The sequence below is a fragment of the Paenibacillus sp. FSL R5-0923 genome (assembly GCF_038009145.1).
Lineage (GTDB): Bacteria > Bacillota > Bacilli > Paenibacillales > Paenibacillaceae > Paenibacillus_AQ.
Window position 1 is genome coordinate 3,582,701 of record NZ_JBBPAT010000001.1, and the last position, 14,623, is coordinate 3,597,323.

Here is a 14,623-nt window from a genome sequence, read left to right on the forward strand (position 1 = left end):
GTGGAACTACCAATGCCTAAAGTACTTCGTCGTGTTGTTAAAACTATCCTGCCCGTTTTTCTTAATGCCCTCGGCAGTCTAGTAATTTATTTCCTCAGTCTAATACTTTTTTTCTTTGACAGAAATGGTTCCTTTAGATGATGCACAGTACGAAGATATTGTGTAATAAAAGAAAGCGTGCTTGTTCAACTAACGGGCAGTTTAGCGCAACTAAATATTTCCTTTTTCGTTAAAGTAATAAGGAGTGAAACAATGAGGAATATTTCTTTTTCTTTTCTAGTAATGATTTTTTTAATAAGTGGATGTAGTAGCAGCAATCCAACCGAAGAAAGAAGTAAATCAATGCTCTATGATTTCAATGAACCATATAGATTTCCATTTGAAGTTAATGAAGTTCGCACGGAAATAGCAATTGATAATCCTGATGTACTTCAACAGTATATTTTTCATTATAAAAACAAGCAGACCACGCAAGAATTAAGGTATATCTTGAGCAAGGTTATTGATGAACCAGAGAAAATATCCTCGCAAGGCAAGCAACCCTTTGAACTTGAAAATGGGAAACAAGCATATTACGAAGAGGACGAAACCAGTCAATCAATTTGGCGGGAAAGTGAAAAAGGATTTTTGGCTCGATTTGTTTATTATATTAACGGGAACCTTAATCAGTTAAACAATTATAAATTAGATGAGTCCGACCTAATTGATTTAGCTAATCAGGTTCAATAGTATCTTTGCGCTAACTGGGAACGTTAGCTCAAACACGATATGGCAGCCTGTCAAGTCAACTCGATCGGCTGCCTGTATTCAACAGGCAAGATAGCTTAACATGTGTCAAGAATACGTAACATCTGTAAGATCATCTAAATAAGGAGTGGTGCTTCTTATGATTTGTTTAAAAGATTATGAAGACTTAGGTGAATTGAAGCTTTTAATGGCTGAGTGTATGTGGGCTAATGATGAAAGAATTGATAATGAACTTAAAACATACATAGACAATGATTCGCGGGAATTAGTAGGGAGTTTAAATAATGATGAGCTAGTAGGATTAATTGGAGTCATATACGAATCAACAAATGAAATAGAACTTAAGCATATTGCAATTAAACCCAATTATCGTGGTAAAGGTATAGGCAGCGAAATGGTAAATGAGTTCATTAAAACTAAAAAGATTGTGAGAATAAAGGCAGAAACCGATAAAGATACTGTTGGCTTCTATAAAAAAAATGGTTTCTCGATAACAAGTTTGGGAGAAAAATACCCAGGAGTAGAGCGGTTTGAATGTATTTTTTTAGTCACAAATAATTCAAGTGATCATTAAGCTCACGGGCAGGTTAGTGAACATTCAAATCAAAAAGGAGATATAAACTGTAGCGGCTCCTTCAGAAGTGGAAGACTCGCTTTTTCTATACGCTAGATTCCACTTTATGGTACATTTATACACGATTATCAAATCGAATTCATATGACGAAGCGGGTGTCAACAAAATGGATTTTCGGAAGTTTCGGCTTATATATGGGGGGATTGCCCTGTCATTAATCGTTTCCGGATGTACTTATGCGGAAAAAGAGAAAGCCGCTAAAGGAACGGTCGGTAATCTAGTTGCGGCAAGTGAGACAACTGCTGCTCCTTCTACTGTTGCAGCTGCAATACGAGAGTATATTTTGAAAGACAGCTCGAATACGGTACTTTCCCCGGAAAAGATCGGCAGTCTGGACGACCGAATTCTGAAGCTTGCGCGCAACGAGATATTTGCAAGGCATGGGTATGTATTTAAACAGAAGGATTTGCAAAACTACTTTGCCGCCAAGCCTTGGTATCATGCTGACTCTGCCTACAAGGAGCATCTTAGCCCGACGGAGAAACAGAACGTGGCGCTACTAAGTGACTACGAACTCAAATACGCTGACTATAAGCTCGAACCATCTCATACAGATGATGTCCATTTACGGGATTATACAGGCGATTCGGCCTTTAAACAGAAGAAGATGAACGTGGATCTGAACGGAGATGGTCGTGAAGAAGAGATTCAGTTAATACCGCCGGTAACGGAATTAGGAGCCTTCAACCTGAAGGTGAATAACATCACAATGGAGGTGGGCAGTGAGCTGCTTCCTTATCTGGATATTGTCGATCTGGATATTGACGATCCATATTTCGAGATTGCACTTCAAATGGATTCGCAAATGGTCTTTTTACGATCAACATCTTTCTATTCTTATGACGGCGAAACCCTCAAGCAAATAGGTGAGCTTCCCGATTTATCGGCACACAGTTCGATGTATGACGGACACGGGAGAGTGATCAGCGCAAAAGAAAGCGACGATTTTCAAACCTGGTTCCGAGATTCGGTATTCCGTCTGGATGCCGAACATTCCCTTCATGAAGAGCAACAGGATTTTTATCCGATGGAACCACCGACGCTTTTAACGATCAAAAAGGAAATTGCTGTGCAGTTTTATAAAGATGGCACGGACGAAGCCTTTTCGCTGGAGCCTGGAGACAACGTGAAATTCCTGGGTGACGACAAACGCGGCCATATCATGCTTCAGACTAGCACTGGTAAGGAAGTCTGGTACATCATGGGCGATGAGTATGTCGACTATAGTAGTTTTTTTGACGGGTTGATTTTATATGATTAGACGGAGGATGTCGGTATGGGACCCGTTGCTAAAAGTAGATATGGACATTTATTTAATCTCACTGGTGAGCGGATTGACGAGTAATCAACCGTTAAGCTAACGGGACACTATAGTTCAATAATGAGAGGGCTACCGAGAGGTAGCCCTTTGTTCAACTAACGGGCAGTTATGCGTAGGCGTAATTGTAAGCAACGACCTATTAGTCATTACGATTACGGAAACGCTAGCTTAATAAAACAGCAGAAGGATCCGCCTTGGTGGGTCCTTTGTCTTGAAATTTAAAAACACAAGGAAATCGTCCAAGTGTGCATAATCTGTCTCATGTAAAAAAATAAAACCGGGTAATGAGATATTTTGGAATCATCAATCGTGTTGAATGTAGGAGGCGAAAAAATGGAATGCAATTCTTTATTACGTACGGATAAAGAATTGGCTGAACTATATCAACGGCGTGCAGATCTAGTCTACAGACTTTGCTTTATATACTTGAAAAATCCCGTTGATGTTGAAGATGCTGTTCAATCTGTATTTCTAAAACTAATTAAATCTCCAATGCTTTTCAATGACCACGAGCATGAAAAAGCATGGCTGATGGTAACCACTCGAAATTACTGTAAAGACGTTCTTAAAAATTGGTGGACAACCCGTCGTGTGGCATTAGACGCTTTGCCGGAAGTTGCTTCTTGGAATGGTGATGAGCCATCCGGCAAGATGGTTGCAAAACTGCTCTCACTTCCCGAAAAATACAAAACTGTATTATATCTATACTATTTCGAGGAGTACACGGTAAAAGAAATAGCAGAAATGTTAGGACGCAAAGAAAGCACGATCCAAACGCAACTATTCAGAGGCCGCAAACGCCTCAAGATGGATTTGGGAGGGAATTATATTGAGTAACAAAAATATTAATCGAATTTTTGAAGCTCTTACGCCAAGAACCGAACAAAAAGAAAAAATGTTTCATAACATTTTAATGCAAACCCAGTTTGAACATAAAAGGCAAAGAAGAATTCCTCCTATTAAACCTGTAAGATATGCCGTGCTGGCTACCGTGCTGATGGTTTGTTTAACGACAACGGCATTCGCAGCGGCATATATGGGATTAGATGAAGCATTTATAAAATTTCTTAAACCAGCAAATAACGAGCAAACGGAATATTTATCCAATGGCGCTTATGTAGTGGGCAAAACCGTGGAAAATGAGTATGGATCGCTTACTTTTAAGCAAGTGATCGGCGACGGCAATCTAACCTATATTTTAATGGACTTTACTGCTCCAGAAGGCACTGTTCTAAATGCAGCGCGATACCGTTTTGATACTTCGATTACGACAAATCAAAGCTTTCACAGTACAGGATTTGAGGTGCTCAACGATGGAAATCCTAATGACAATAAAATTAGCTTGATCATGAATATTATGACCGACAGTTCCTTAGCAGATCAAACGGTTAATTTAAAACTCTATGATTTACAAGCTGCAGATCTGTTTCCCGGCAATTTTAAAACCATCATTCCTGGTCCTTGGGAAACCAGTTTTAAACTAGAATTTAAGGAGTATTCGACCCTTTATCAGATCGATCAAAGCTTTACGATGTTTGGTTATACGGCAATATTAAAAACGATCTCTGTCTCGCCAATTTCAATTACTTTGAAGATTAATAGCGGATCATTGAAGGAGATTAATGCTGCCAGCAGATTTAAGGAAATTGGTCCAAATGAATATTTGGATGACTTCCCTATCACGATAAACTATAAAGATGGCACCTCAGAAATTACCAGCATTTTTACCGGATTATCTAGAAGCAATTACATGAGTAACCAAATGGTTACAATTAAAACGTTTGAAAATGTTATAAATGATAAGGAAATCGCGTCTATCGTTTTCTTTGACAAAGAAATTCCAATTAATAAATGAATCTCCACTACTTTACTAATATCTTATTTAAGTAAGCTTCAAATGCTCCCCATCACGCTTAGCTTGGCTAGGCACAATGCTATTTGTAGTTTGCGACAAAGATGGTTCCGAGTCATTAAGCTAACGGGACACGATAGCTCAATAACGACACAAAGGCAATCGATCAGTGGATCGGCTGCCTTTGTTCAGCTAACGGGCAGGATAACGCAACAAATTTACTGTTCCTACGTATAGGATATAATTGGAAAACCAACTCTATGAGAATTGTAGCCAAGGGGCAACAATTTGCAGGGGAGCGAAATGAAGTGACAATAAAAAGATCATTTGGTACTGGGTCATTTGCAATAGTTGTTCTTATTTTAGGTTTTTTATTTAATTTTAAATTTCAAAACGACTTCATGTTGAGCCATTATCTTTTTAAGTTATTCAATTGGAATATATATACGAATGAAACCGAGGGGTATCACATTCCATTTATGGCTGCTATCGTATTTTGGTTACCAGCAGTGATAATTTCGAAAAAATATCCAAATAATTTTGGAACTACTTTCTGTTATAGGGTGGGAGGAGTTATGTTGGTTCTTAGTATTACTGTGTTTGCAGTTTATTTGTTTGGGACTCTTGTATAGAAACAAGCGATGATTAAGGTTCGTCGTTTGGTTAAGCTAACGGGACACGTTAGTTCAGTGAACTAAGAAAATGAGGAGATATTTTAAATGGGACAAGGATATATTTTAGTCAATAAAAGCAAAGGAGAAATAATAAGCTTTGCCCATCTCCCAGCAAGTAAAGCAAAGGAATTAACCGGAAATCCCGTAACAGCAGCTATGACGACCTGGTACCTTTTGAGTAATATAGGCGATCAAATTAGTTTTATTGAAGAGGAAAATGTATTGGACCATTATCACGATGTAACCGATCTGCTCATTGACGATTTGATTAAAAGACAGCTTATAAAAGATGACGGGATTGAGGTGTTTGACCCAAATGAACCTGAGATATTCATTCGGCGGCTGAGGAACACGTGGATGGATTGTGAAGCTAACGAGGAACGTTAGCTCAAACACGATCGGCTACCTTTATTCAACTAACGGGCAGGTTAGTTACAAATAGAGGAAATAACCTAAGCCTAAAGAATATTTACTTAGTTATATTGTTCAAGAACAAGATTGGATGGTGGTATTTATATGAAAGTGGTCATTGGAGCAGGACAGACAAAGTATGATGGTTGGCTCAGTACGCAGGTAGATGAGTTGAATTTACTATCTTTAGAAAGTTGGAATAAATTATCTGAACCAGAGAGTATTGATGCGCTCTTGGCTGAACACGTGTGGGAACATTTAACCTATGAGGAAGGGATTATGGCTGCGAAGCATTGTTATAAATTTTTAAAACCTGGTGGGTACATTCGTTGTGCCGTTCCTGATAAAAACTTCAGTAACGATTGGTATCAACAGATGGTTCAAGTCGGTGGTCCAGGACCAGCGGATCATCCTGCTGCAACTCATAAAATAGTTTATAATGCTAAAACTTTCGTATCAGTATTTGAAATGGCAGGGTTTGAAGTAACGCTGTTAGAGTATTGTGACGAGAACGGAGATTTTCATTATACATACTGGAATGAAGTGGATGGGAGAATAGGAAGATCTTTTCGGTTTGATTCAAGGAATTCTATCGAGGAACTTAAGATGGTTTCGATTATTGTGGATGCCAAAAAGCCATTTATAATTAAGAATAAAAACTGATCATTTACCGCCTAAGCTAGAGTCGGGATAGGATAGTGCAATAAAGGCACGCAAGTATTCGAGTCAGAACGATCAGCTGCTTTTATTCAACTAACGGGCAGTAGAGCGTAAGCATTTCGACGAATACTTCATACATAAGAAAATTCACGAAGTTCGTAAATAAGGCGTTATATGAAACCGCGGTGCAAGGAAAGGATTGAAATCATGGATCCGATCAATGAAGAAATTATAGAATGGTTTCACTCAGTCTTGAGGAATAAACTTTCAACAAAGGAATTTGAACAGTGGCTTTATGACAAAAAAGAGATACTTGAAGAATCAATAGGTAAAGATGTCTATTTTAGATTGATTAATCTAAATTATAATTCTAAATATGTGATGGATGAATTAGAAGGGCAACTTACAAAAATTCTTAATTATAGGTCAGTTGAAGGTTTAAGATCAGAGATCTATTAAATCGATTTGTTTATATTGAGGAGGAATTCATTAGTTCTTGTTCACACATTTACAGGGAGTATTGTAATGGATATTCCTTTTTTAGGATGATAGCCCTTAAATATATTGTATTTGATTACGATGATCAACTTGCAGACCCAGTTAAAAGGTCAGAGTTTTCCCGACAATATAAAGATGAATTGTTAAATGAAGGATTGAGATTGCTTAGTTTTTTTGATTCTAATGAAATAGAAATAATTAGTGAGAATGAGTACGTAGATAAGAGACATAAGGATCTAAAGATTGAAGAGCAATATTGGACGTAATTCAGGAAGGCACACCGGCATAATAAGATGCCATTAAGCTAACGGGACACGATAGCTCAATAAGCACGAAGAAACGGCAGCTGATGAATTGGCTGTCTTTTTCTCAACTCCCTCAAGAACTTTGATATAATATGTGTATCTGGACTATAAGTATGAAAGGGAGTACAACAATGAATAAAATTTTGCGCAGCAGCTCGGCGGAAGCTGAGATTAATACCCTTGGGGCGGAACTGATCAGCTTCAGAAAGCTGGATCCGGAAGCTGAATACATCTGGAGCGGTGACGCCACGTATTGGACAGGCCGTTCTCCGGTGCTGTTTCCCATTATTGGTGCGGCCCGGAACGGAGAGATTAAGGTGGACTGCAAAGCCTATAAGATTGGCAATCACGGATTCGCCAGACGCAGCGAATTTACGCTGGTCCAAGAAAGCGACACCCACGCGGTTTACCGCCTCTCTTATGATGAGAAAACCCTGGCCAGTTATCCTTTTAAATTCAACCTATATATTACATATAAACTGAATGCAAGCACACTGGAACTTAGTTACCGGGTGGAAAATAGCGATGAACAGGATATCTTCTTCCAGCTCGGAACCCACCCGGCGTTCAATTGTCCGCTTGATGACAACGGTAGCCTGAACGATTACTATCTGGAGTTCGCTGAATCGGAAAACCTTGAAAGGTTGTTCTTGAATTCGGACGGCCTGCTGATCAGCGGCAAATCGGAGCCCGTTCTGAAACAAGAGACCATCCTGCCTTTATCCCATGAAATGTTCGCCGAAGGCGCATTGATTTTCCGAAATGTGAGCTCTCGGCAGATTTCGCTTAGAAGCAAGCACTCCTCCAAAAGCGTAGTTGTCAGCTATAAGGGTTTTCCCGACCTCGGCATCTGGCAGCCTTTGAACGCTCCCTTCATATGCATCGAGCCTTGGCAAGGAGTAGCGGATATGGACGTCTTCGAAGGTGAACTTCAAGCTAAAGAGGGAATAATCACCCTGGAGCCGGGGGCGAATTTCACAAGCTCCCTGACCATAGAAATCAACTGACGATCCGAAGGGATCTGCAGGGTTCTCAACTGGTTAAGCTCGGCTCCATACCATTGCAAAAAACTTTAAGTTCACGGCGAATATCTTCATCGCACCTTGTAATTCCATACCAATCAGACCCGAGGATGTAGCTACATCATACCCGTGCCCATGTTTAAGTTCGCTATTCTTCGCTTCAATTTTGTAGCGTTCCTTAGATTTTTCTTTAAAGTACTCTGTTTCCTGGAACGCAACGCAATCTGTTCCGAATGTTCTTCAGATTTAATCGTTACAGAGTAGGTTTGCTCTTCGATCCTTCTTTATAACAACCCTCTTTAAACGGACAACGCTTGCACTGTTCCACGTTAAAATAATAGGTGTCTGCTTGGTTTTTGTCGATGCCTTTCTTGCCCTGTTCTCTTTTTTATTGAAGTAGGCGTCAAATCGTGGATGCCGTTGAGCTAACGGGCAGGATAGTTGAATGATTTCGCGAATAACTTAAGTCATGACGAATTTACGAAGTTCGCAAAAAAGACGTTAGCCGAAAGAAGTTCTTAGTTTAGGAGGAGTCTATATGATATTAGAAAAAGTTATAAATAGAATTGTAATACAAAGTGAATATAAGGATTTTGTTGATAAGTATATAGAAAATATACTTACCGAATTTAAAGGTAAGATTCATAGCATTTATATGTGTGGCTCGATTCCAAAAGGAACTGCTAAACCTTTTAAGTCAGATGCAGACTTTACTATTGTATGTGTAAATCCCAAAGATATTGATTACGAAAGATTGTCAAATATTAAAGACAGGCTTTTGGAAGAATATCCAGTAGTAACTAAGATTGATACGATAATTTGCTCGATTGACGATGTATTAAGTAAACCAAATGAGTGGGGTTTTTGGGTAAAGATAATTTGTGTTTGCATATATGGTCATGACGTTGGTGAAAAAGTACCACCGATAATTATTTCTCCAGAGTTCATTTTAGACTTAAATACAGAGACCAAGGAGGAAGTAGATCATATACATAGTTTACTTTCTAATGCTAATGATAACACAATGAAAACTAGATATATTAAAGGTTACTCTAAGAGATTAATTCGTGCATTATACTCTTTGGTTTTAGAAGATACAGGTGTATGGCAAGATGACATTATTAAGATGAAGAATGCCATATTAAACTATTGTGAGATTGACCCCGCTTTAGTTGATTATCTGTATGCTTGTTACTTGGATAGTAATGTACTTGTTGAAGAGTTTCTGGGAATTGCAGATGAAGTATATAGCTATTTTGAGAACGCCTTAAATGCAATGGCTGCTTCCAGAACTTCCTTCGGCTAACACCATATTGACGCTCCGGGTCACTCTCAGAAGCGAGTGACCACATCCAGCCCCCTAAGCCCGTCGGGACGTCACTGCATTAGGTGTTCGGCAAGCCTTACAACTATAAGCAGCGACTCTAATTAAAACATAAGACTATTGAACTAACGGAGAACTTTAGTTGAATGATACACACTAATGAGCAGGCGCTACGGTAGCCTGCTTTTTTCATTGAAGTAACGGGCAGGATAACTTGGACAATCACGGTGATTTGAATATGAAGATTGTTAAGGGATGTGTTATTAACATGAGTCTACAATTGGTGCCATTAAATATTCCGTCAGATTGGACTGTCTTATGGAATCATTTTTATGAAATTAATCCCGATGACTTTCATGACGACTCATTTCCTTATGTATGGGAGCTACATGAGGATATATTCTATTTAAGAAATGAAAAGACAGGTTTGATTTTTGATTTAGGATGCTATCCAGCTATGCGTTCAGAGGGTGTGTATACATTGAATTTAGTGAAAATTGGTGATGATGAAACTGGACCCGAATATTGGGCTAACCCTATTTTAAAATATTGTTCCCGCAAAATTAACGACATAACAAATATAATCCATGAAGTTCTCAATAAAGAGCAATAGGATTCGTCCGAAGCAAAGTAAATCATTAAGCTAACGGAGAACGACAGTAGAATAGCGGCTGCTTCGGCAGCTGTTTTTTATTGTTCAATTACCCGGCAGAATACTTACAATTTGTGGCGCTATAGCGTCACATTATTAGCATTAGGTTATGTAATGATATTCTGATACCCAGAAAATTGGAACAATGTGGTAAAGTGGGATCGTGGGAGAAGTACTTAATAAAAAATAGAGGAGGAGACAAATATTTCATGGGCAACGACTTTTACAGAAAACTAGGTGCATCCTTTCTAATTTCCGCTGGAGTAATCTATGCAATCGAACGAGTAGGCTCTTTGATAGCTCGCAGCCATGAAATTGCAGCGTTGTACGAAGCAAATATGTTCAACGCCCTACCTGAAACTCATATTACAAGCTTCTTCGATAATATCTTTGTGCCAATCCTTGCGTTTCTCGGTATGATACTTTTTGTATATGGGTTTCCGAAAAAAATCAAATGAGATAACTCATTCAACGCGATGTGAGCACATAATGAGTTGTACCATAAAGTTACAGAGGAGGTGCTTAGGTGGCGGAAAGAAGATGGGGTGTTGTCAAATGGTACAAAGAAGATAAAGGTTACGGACGGATAATGCTAGACGGCCAGGAAGGTTACCATGTTTTTGTACACTTCAGCGAAATACTACCAGACCCTATTAGGTTACCGAACGGCTTTCGGTTCCTTAAAGAGGGTCAAAAAGTTGAATTCGACCTATTCGAGTTTCCGAATATAGTTGATTCTCAGCGCAGGACAGCTAAGAATGTGCAAATATTAGAGGAATGAAGGAATCGAGACGTACTTGATGAATGTATGGACTTTCGGGAATCATAATTAAGCTAACCGGAGACGATAGTTCAATAAACGCGATAAGGCAGCCAATCAGTCAACATGATCGGCTGCCTTTATTCAATTAACGGCATTTATCTTCAACTACTAATTATAGTTTTCTTGCTTTGATTACAAAAGTTACAGGGAGCATTTTTGCTTTTTTTGCAAAATCGTCGTTATCGTCCCGCAATTGAATAATTTCATCATCAGATTGCTCAATCATTTCTTCAATAACAAATCCCGCTTTTGAGAGCGCATTCACATAGGTTGATAGTTTACGGTCAGCTAATGTTAGCGTACTTTCGTCAAGAGTTACCGAATACCAAGATTCATCGAAGTAACATTTTTTAAAAACAAGCATATCATTTTCTGCAACAACACATTTGTGTATAGGGTGAGACCAACTGAAAATAAAAACGCCGTCTTTTTTTAGGTAAGAAGCAATCCTGCTAAAAGTACCCTCAAGATCGGTTGTCCAGCCTATAGCATAAATCGAATAAACAAAGTCAAAATAATCCTCAGGTAGTCCACATTTTTCTTCCATGGGTGAACAGATTAATTTTGCTGAAAGTCCGTGATCTGATAAGTATTCTCTTGTTTTTTCGATTTGGTTTTCTGATATATCCATACCCCATAGTTCAGATGCTTTACGTTCCCCGAGATATTGCAAGGATTGACCGCTTCCACAGCCTATCTCCAACATCTTTTTTCCTGAAATATCGCCAAAAAGCTGGCATTTTTCTTCTGAGACAAATGCTCCATATAAAGGAAGTGCGGTTGCTCCTAAAATATCATTTCCTTTTGTATCCCAAAATAAGCTGTTAGTTTCATGAATAACATTCTTGTCCATATCGACCGAGATAGCGCTACCAACCTCGCCAGCGCCTATAATATTTGTTCTATAAACAGAATTCTTGTCCATGCCAGTACCATCCCCCAATATAAAAATATTAGTCTAAATGTATATCCTGACTTGCGCGCTATTGATTCCAAAATAATGTACCATTTTTCTATGAATACATCTACCTAAAATCTTCCATACTGCATCCATTGGATCTAGTAGACTCATTGCGCTAACGGGACACGATAGTGGAATATCGGTTGCTATGGCAGTAGTTTTTTAATTGTTCAATTCATGGGCAAGATAGTTAAAAAAGGAACTTAAATTTAAATCTCGAATATTTATTGAGAACGGATAGCTAAAAAATTGATGACTGACAGGAGATAAATACGATGATAAAAGGTTTCGGAGGAATCTTTTGGAGAACTAAGAATCTTGAAGTTATAAAAAAATGGTACAGTGAGGTCTTGAAGATTGAAATAGATCATTGGAATGGGACTGTGATAAAGCCCCAATCAGGAAATGAGACTATCTTTTCTTTCTTTACCGAGGATGACAGTTATTTTCCAACAGAACAACAAGTGATGTTAAATTTCCAAGTACATAATCTAGACGAGACTATTAAGCATCTTGAGCATATTGGTATACCACTTGCAAAGAAAAAAGAAATTAGTGAATTTGGAAAGTTTGTTTGGATTGAAGATCCTGAAGGTCGACTGATCGAGCTTTGGGAGAAATAACGAGTTGTGTAATAAAAATGAGTTGACACAAAAGTAGTTAGGGACCATACTACATATATGAACAACAATAATAAAAAAATAAATGACATTGAGGCTATTCCCTCGCTTGTACAATCCAAGCGTCAGATTGATCGCTATAACCTAGACATAGACGCACAGGCTATACTCGTCGCCTCTAGGCTAATGGCAGCGGGAGCCATGCTTGGACACGCCTCAGAGATTCATTTCTCTAGATTCGGTTTATCAACAGGGCGTTATCGTTTATTGGCAGATCTTGAAGATAACGAAGGAGAAGAGTTGCCTTCGCAATTAGCGGAGAATCTAGGCGTTACACGTGCTACAGTGACTGGTCTTATCGACATTCTTGAACGAGATGGGCTAGTGTCTCGGCGATCAAGCTCAGACGATGGCCGTCAGAAATCAGTCGTCTTAACGGAAGAAGGAGCGAAGAAGCTCCGTGAAATGGCTCCTGAGCATTTCGCTCGGTTGGAAGCAATGGTGGGCTTGCTCAACATCGAAGAACGCAGCGTATTTCTCGACTTGCTAGGTCGAGTTACACAAGGCATCTCAGCACTTACGGGCGAATTAGGCTCGAAACCAAAGGGAAACATCAGTAATGAGTAGAATGGGCTAGTGAAGCTAGCCTATTTTTACTCTTATATAGTTAGGCACCTAATTATATCTAGCTGAACGCAATCATTGAACTACTTCAAAGATGAAAGGAGCAAGTAAATGAACCAGATGAAATACTCGAATCAGACAGATGATGTTTACGGCATCAAGGCTGCTGGTTCCAAGAAAAAGACTTTTGTACTATGGCGTGAATTTGTAATGGCCTATACTGCTCCTGCCATTATGGCAGGTATCGGGGGATTGGTTACTGCAGATAGGGGGCTTCAAATAGCGGCATTGACCACAATTGGCGGCGCATCGGCCTTGATGGCCTTGATGATTGGCCTTTTGTTGCGCAGCCGAGTGGGCCATTTGCGATGGGTCATCTGTGCACCTCACTTGGTTGTAGTAGGGGTATTCGCAATGGCCGGGTCCTCATTTGGACTATACGCTGCATGGGTGACATCTGTTTTTGTAGAATTTATGATTCCGATTAATTACTTGGCCTGGGTCAATCGTGTATGGATCGATTTCCCGTTGTCTGGATTCATAGCAAGCACGATAGTGACATGGCGGTGGCGACTTGCCGTCACAACTAATTTTTCATCTAAAAGGAGAAGATAAAAAATGATAGTTATTATGGGAGCAACAGGTACGATAGGTAGTGCGCTTTTGGAACGTTTAGTTGATCTTGGCGTTCCTGTCAGGGCGCTAAGCAGAGAGCCAGAGAAGTTGCGTGATCAGATCGGAGAAAAAGGCCGATCAATTATCGAGGTCGCTTTTGTCGATGCTTCTGACCCCACATCGATGCGACGCGTGTTTACAGGTGCTAGCCAGCTCTTCCTTGCCATGTCCAACAGTCCAAGACAAATCGAATTGGAAACCTCTATCATTCAGATTGCCGCCGAATCTGGAATCAAACACATCGTAAAAATATCCAGTCCAGCCTTTGAGCATAGCTCTCCAGTGGCAGTAGCGGGCTGGCATCAAGAAATTGAGAAAACGCTGAGAGAATCGGGTCTCACCCACACCGTATTGCGCCCCTATGCGTTCATGCAAAATTTAAGGCGCTTTGCACCAACGATCACAACCCAAAATGTTTTCTTCGGCTCCATGGGCGTTTCACCGTGTAACTTTATAGACTGTCGCGATATTGCAGACGTTGCCGCAGAAGTTCTGACCAACCACAAGGTATCAGGCCATATATATACGCTTACTGGTTCGGAGATTTTCAGTTATCCCCAGATCGCGAGTCGACTATCTGCCCTGCTTAATCGGCCGATAAGTTACATCAACTTGGAACCCCAAGTACTACTCCGTAATCTTATCGAGCACGGGAATCTGCCTCCTTGGCTCGCGAACCACATTGTGGAAATTCAAACCATGTCTAGGATGGTGCCAGAAAGTCCAAATGACACTGTGAAGCGCTTGCTCGGCAGAGAGCCACGCACACTAGACGCCTTTCTACATGAGTGTGTAGAAAATTTCCGGTAGAGGTGGAGTC

Annotated in this window: 19 protein-coding genes and 1 pseudogene; 18 read left to right on the plus strand and 2 right to left on the minus strand. The window is 39.7% G+C overall.

Annotation, left to right across the window (positions count from 1 at the left end):
* Positions 1 to 177: 177 nt before the first annotated feature.
* From MKX35_RS15980 to MKX35_RS16025, 10 genes are all read left to right on the plus strand, one after another.
* Positions 178 to 729, plus strand: a complete 552-nt coding sequence (locus MKX35_RS15980; RefSeq protein ID WP_341044331.1) for a hypothetical protein — start codon at positions 178 to 180, stop codon at positions 727 to 729.
* A 157-nt stretch (positions 730 to 886) separates the two neighbouring features.
* A complete protein-coding gene (locus MKX35_RS15985) occupies positions 887 to 1,321 on the plus strand; it encodes a GNAT family N-acetyltransferase (RefSeq protein WP_076300639.1) in 435 nt (144 codons plus the stop codon).
* Between the two features lie 106 nt (positions 1,322 to 1,427).
* Entirely contained in the window at positions 1,428 to 2,642 is a 1,215-nt protein-coding gene (locus MKX35_RS15990; RefSeq protein WP_076300640.1) for a YARHG domain-containing protein, read from the plus strand.
* A 393-nt stretch (positions 2,643 to 3,035) separates the two neighbouring features.
* Positions 3,036 to 3,539: an RNA polymerase sigma factor gene (locus tag MKX35_RS15995; protein WP_076300641.1), complete on the plus strand. Its 504-nt coding sequence runs from the start codon at positions 3,036 to 3,038 to the stop codon at positions 3,537 to 3,539.
* Positions 3,532 to 4,557, plus strand: a complete 1,026-nt coding sequence (locus MKX35_RS16000) for a DUF4179 domain-containing protein (protein ID WP_076300642.1) — start codon at positions 3,532 to 3,534, stop codon at positions 4,555 to 4,557. Before MKX35_RS15995 ends, MKX35_RS16000 begins: the two co-directional genes overlap by 8 nt.
* Positions 4,558 to 4,814: 257 nt before the next feature.
* The gene (locus MKX35_RS16005; RefSeq protein WP_076300643.1) at positions 4,815 to 5,186 is read left to right on the plus strand and encodes a hypothetical protein; all 372 of its coding nucleotides are present in this window, start codon (positions 4,815 to 4,817) and stop codon (positions 5,184 to 5,186) included.
* Between the two features lie 87 nt (positions 5,187 to 5,273).
* The gene (locus MKX35_RS16010; protein WP_076300644.1) at positions 5,274 to 5,615 is read left to right on the plus strand and encodes a hypothetical protein; all 342 of its coding nucleotides are present in this window, start codon (positions 5,274 to 5,276) and stop codon (positions 5,613 to 5,615) included.
* 129 nt (positions 5,616 to 5,744) lie between these two features.
* Entirely contained in the window at positions 5,745 to 6,302 is a 558-nt protein-coding gene (locus MKX35_RS16015) for a class I SAM-dependent methyltransferase (protein WP_076300645.1), read from the plus strand.
* Positions 6,303 to 6,506: 204 nt separating this feature from the next.
* Complete coding sequence (locus tag MKX35_RS16020) at positions 6,507 to 6,758, plus strand: hypothetical protein (RefSeq protein ID WP_076300646.1); 252 nt, start codon at positions 6,507 to 6,509, stop codon at positions 6,756 to 6,758.
* Between the two features lie 475 nt (positions 6,759 to 7,233).
* Positions 7,234 to 8,109 (plus strand): aldose 1-epimerase family protein, encoded by an 876-nt coding sequence (locus tag MKX35_RS16025; protein WP_076286184.1) that lies wholly within the window; start codon positions 7,234 to 7,236, stop codon positions 8,107 to 8,109.
* Positions 8,110 to 8,142: 33 nt separating this feature from the next.
* On the opposite strand, the pseudogene MKX35_RS16030 reads toward MKX35_RS16025, so the two are convergent.
* Positions 8,143 to 8,512 (minus strand): annotated as a pseudogene (locus tag MKX35_RS16030) (transposase); the annotation flags it as partial.
* Positions 8,513 to 8,662: 150 nt separating this feature from the next.
* On the opposite strand from MKX35_RS16030, the gene MKX35_RS16035 reads away from it, so the two are divergent.
* The 4 genes from MKX35_RS16035 (at position 8,663) to MKX35_RS16050 (ending at position 10,881) form a co-directional block, all read left to right on the plus strand.
* Positions 8,663 to 9,430, plus strand: a complete 768-nt coding sequence (locus MKX35_RS16035) for a nucleotidyltransferase domain-containing protein (RefSeq protein ID WP_339796512.1) — start codon at positions 8,663 to 8,665, stop codon at positions 9,428 to 9,430.
* A gap of 286 nt (positions 9,431 to 9,716) precedes the next feature.
* Entirely contained in the window at positions 9,717 to 10,061 is a 345-nt protein-coding gene (locus MKX35_RS16040) for a hypothetical protein (protein ID WP_179086757.1), read from the plus strand.
* Positions 10,062 to 10,309: 248 nt separating this feature from the next.
* Complete coding sequence (locus MKX35_RS16045; protein WP_076287095.1) at positions 10,310 to 10,558, plus strand: hypothetical protein; 249 nt, start codon at positions 10,310 to 10,312, stop codon at positions 10,556 to 10,558.
* 68 nt (positions 10,559 to 10,626) lie between these two features.
* Positions 10,627 to 10,881, plus strand: coding sequence for a cold-shock protein (locus MKX35_RS16050; protein WP_076301144.1), 255 nt, complete (start codon positions 10,627 to 10,629; stop codon positions 10,879 to 10,881).
* Between the two features lie 154 nt (positions 10,882 to 11,035).
* Here MKX35_RS16050 and MKX35_RS16055 read toward each other — a convergent pair whose 3' ends face one another.
* Positions 11,036 to 11,848: a class I SAM-dependent methyltransferase gene (locus MKX35_RS16055; protein WP_076301145.1), complete on the minus strand. Its 813-nt coding sequence runs from the start codon at positions 11,846 to 11,848 to the stop codon at positions 11,036 to 11,038.
* Positions 11,849 to 12,159: 311 nt separating this feature from the next.
* Here MKX35_RS16055 and MKX35_RS16060 point away from each other — a divergent pair, with 311 nt between their 5' ends.
* The 4 genes from MKX35_RS16060 to MKX35_RS16075 all read left to right on the plus strand — a co-directional run bounded on the left by MKX35_RS16060 (position 12,160) and on the right by MKX35_RS16075 (position 14,613).
* Entirely contained in the window at positions 12,160 to 12,507 is a 348-nt protein-coding gene (locus MKX35_RS16060) for a VOC family protein (protein ID WP_076287092.1), read from the plus strand.
* 57 nt (positions 12,508 to 12,564) lie between these two features.
* The gene (locus tag MKX35_RS16065) at positions 12,565 to 13,131 is read left to right on the plus strand and encodes a MarR family winged helix-turn-helix transcriptional regulator (protein ID WP_076301146.1); all 567 of its coding nucleotides are present in this window, start codon (positions 12,565 to 12,567) and stop codon (positions 13,129 to 13,131) included.
* Positions 13,132 to 13,239: 108 nt separating this feature from the next.
* Positions 13,240 to 13,743: a hypothetical protein gene (locus MKX35_RS16070; protein ID WP_143759608.1), complete on the plus strand. Its 504-nt coding sequence runs from the start codon at positions 13,240 to 13,242 to the stop codon at positions 13,741 to 13,743.
* Between the two features lie 3 nt (positions 13,744 to 13,746).
* Positions 13,747 to 14,613 (plus strand): SDR family oxidoreductase, encoded by an 867-nt coding sequence (locus MKX35_RS16075; protein WP_076301147.1) that lies wholly within the window; start codon positions 13,747 to 13,749, stop codon positions 14,611 to 14,613.
* Positions 14,614 to 14,623: the final 10 nt, after the last annotated feature.

Coding starts and splice junctions, on each gene's coding strand:
- MKX35_RS15985 (WP_076300639.1), top strand. CDS start 887: ATGATTTGTTTAAAAGATTATGAAGACTTAGGTGAATTGAAGCTTTTA.
- MKX35_RS15990 (WP_076300640.1), top strand. CDS start 1,428: ATGGTACATTTATACACGATTATCAAATCGAATTCATATGACGAAGCG.
- MKX35_RS15995 (WP_076300641.1), top strand. CDS start 3,036: ATGGAATGCAATTCTTTATTACGTACGGATAAAGAATTGGCTGAACTA.
- MKX35_RS16005 (WP_076300643.1), top strand. CDS start 4,815: ATGAGAATTGTAGCCAAGGGGCAACAATTTGCAGGGGAGCGAAATGAA.
- MKX35_RS16010 (WP_076300644.1), top strand. CDS start 5,274: ATGGGACAAGGATATATTTTAGTCAATAAAAGCAAAGGAGAAATAATA.
- MKX35_RS16015 (WP_076300645.1), top strand. CDS start 5,745: ATGAAAGTGGTCATTGGAGCAGGACAGACAAAGTATGATGGTTGGCTC.
- MKX35_RS16020 (WP_076300646.1), top strand. CDS start 6,507: ATGGATCCGATCAATGAAGAAATTATAGAATGGTTTCACTCAGTCTTG.
- MKX35_RS16025 (WP_076286184.1), top strand. CDS start 7,234: ATGAATAAAATTTTGCGCAGCAGCTCGGCGGAAGCTGAGATTAATACC.
- MKX35_RS16035 (WP_339796512.1), top strand. CDS start 8,663: ATGATATTAGAAAAAGTTATAAATAGAATTGTAATACAAAGTGAATAT.
- MKX35_RS16040 (WP_179086757.1), top strand. CDS start 9,717: ATGAGTCTACAATTGGTGCCATTAAATATTCCGTCAGATTGGACTGTC.
- MKX35_RS16045 (WP_076287095.1), top strand. CDS start 10,310: ATGGGCAACGACTTTTACAGAAAACTAGGTGCATCCTTTCTAATTTCC.
- MKX35_RS16055 (WP_076301145.1), bottom strand. CDS start 11,848: ATGGACAAGAATTCTGTTTATAGAACAAATATTATAGGCGCTGGCGAG.
- MKX35_RS16060 (WP_076287092.1), top strand. CDS start 12,160: ATGATAAAAGGTTTCGGAGGAATCTTTTGGAGAACTAAGAATCTTGAA.
- MKX35_RS16065 (WP_076301146.1), top strand. CDS start 12,565: ATGAACAACAATAATAAAAAAATAAATGACATTGAGGCTATTCCCTCG.
- MKX35_RS16070 (WP_143759608.1), top strand. CDS start 13,240: ATGAACCAGATGAAATACTCGAATCAGACAGATGATGTTTACGGCATC.
- MKX35_RS16075 (WP_076301147.1), top strand. CDS start 13,747: ATGATAGTTATTATGGGAGCAACAGGTACGATAGGTAGTGCGCTTTTG.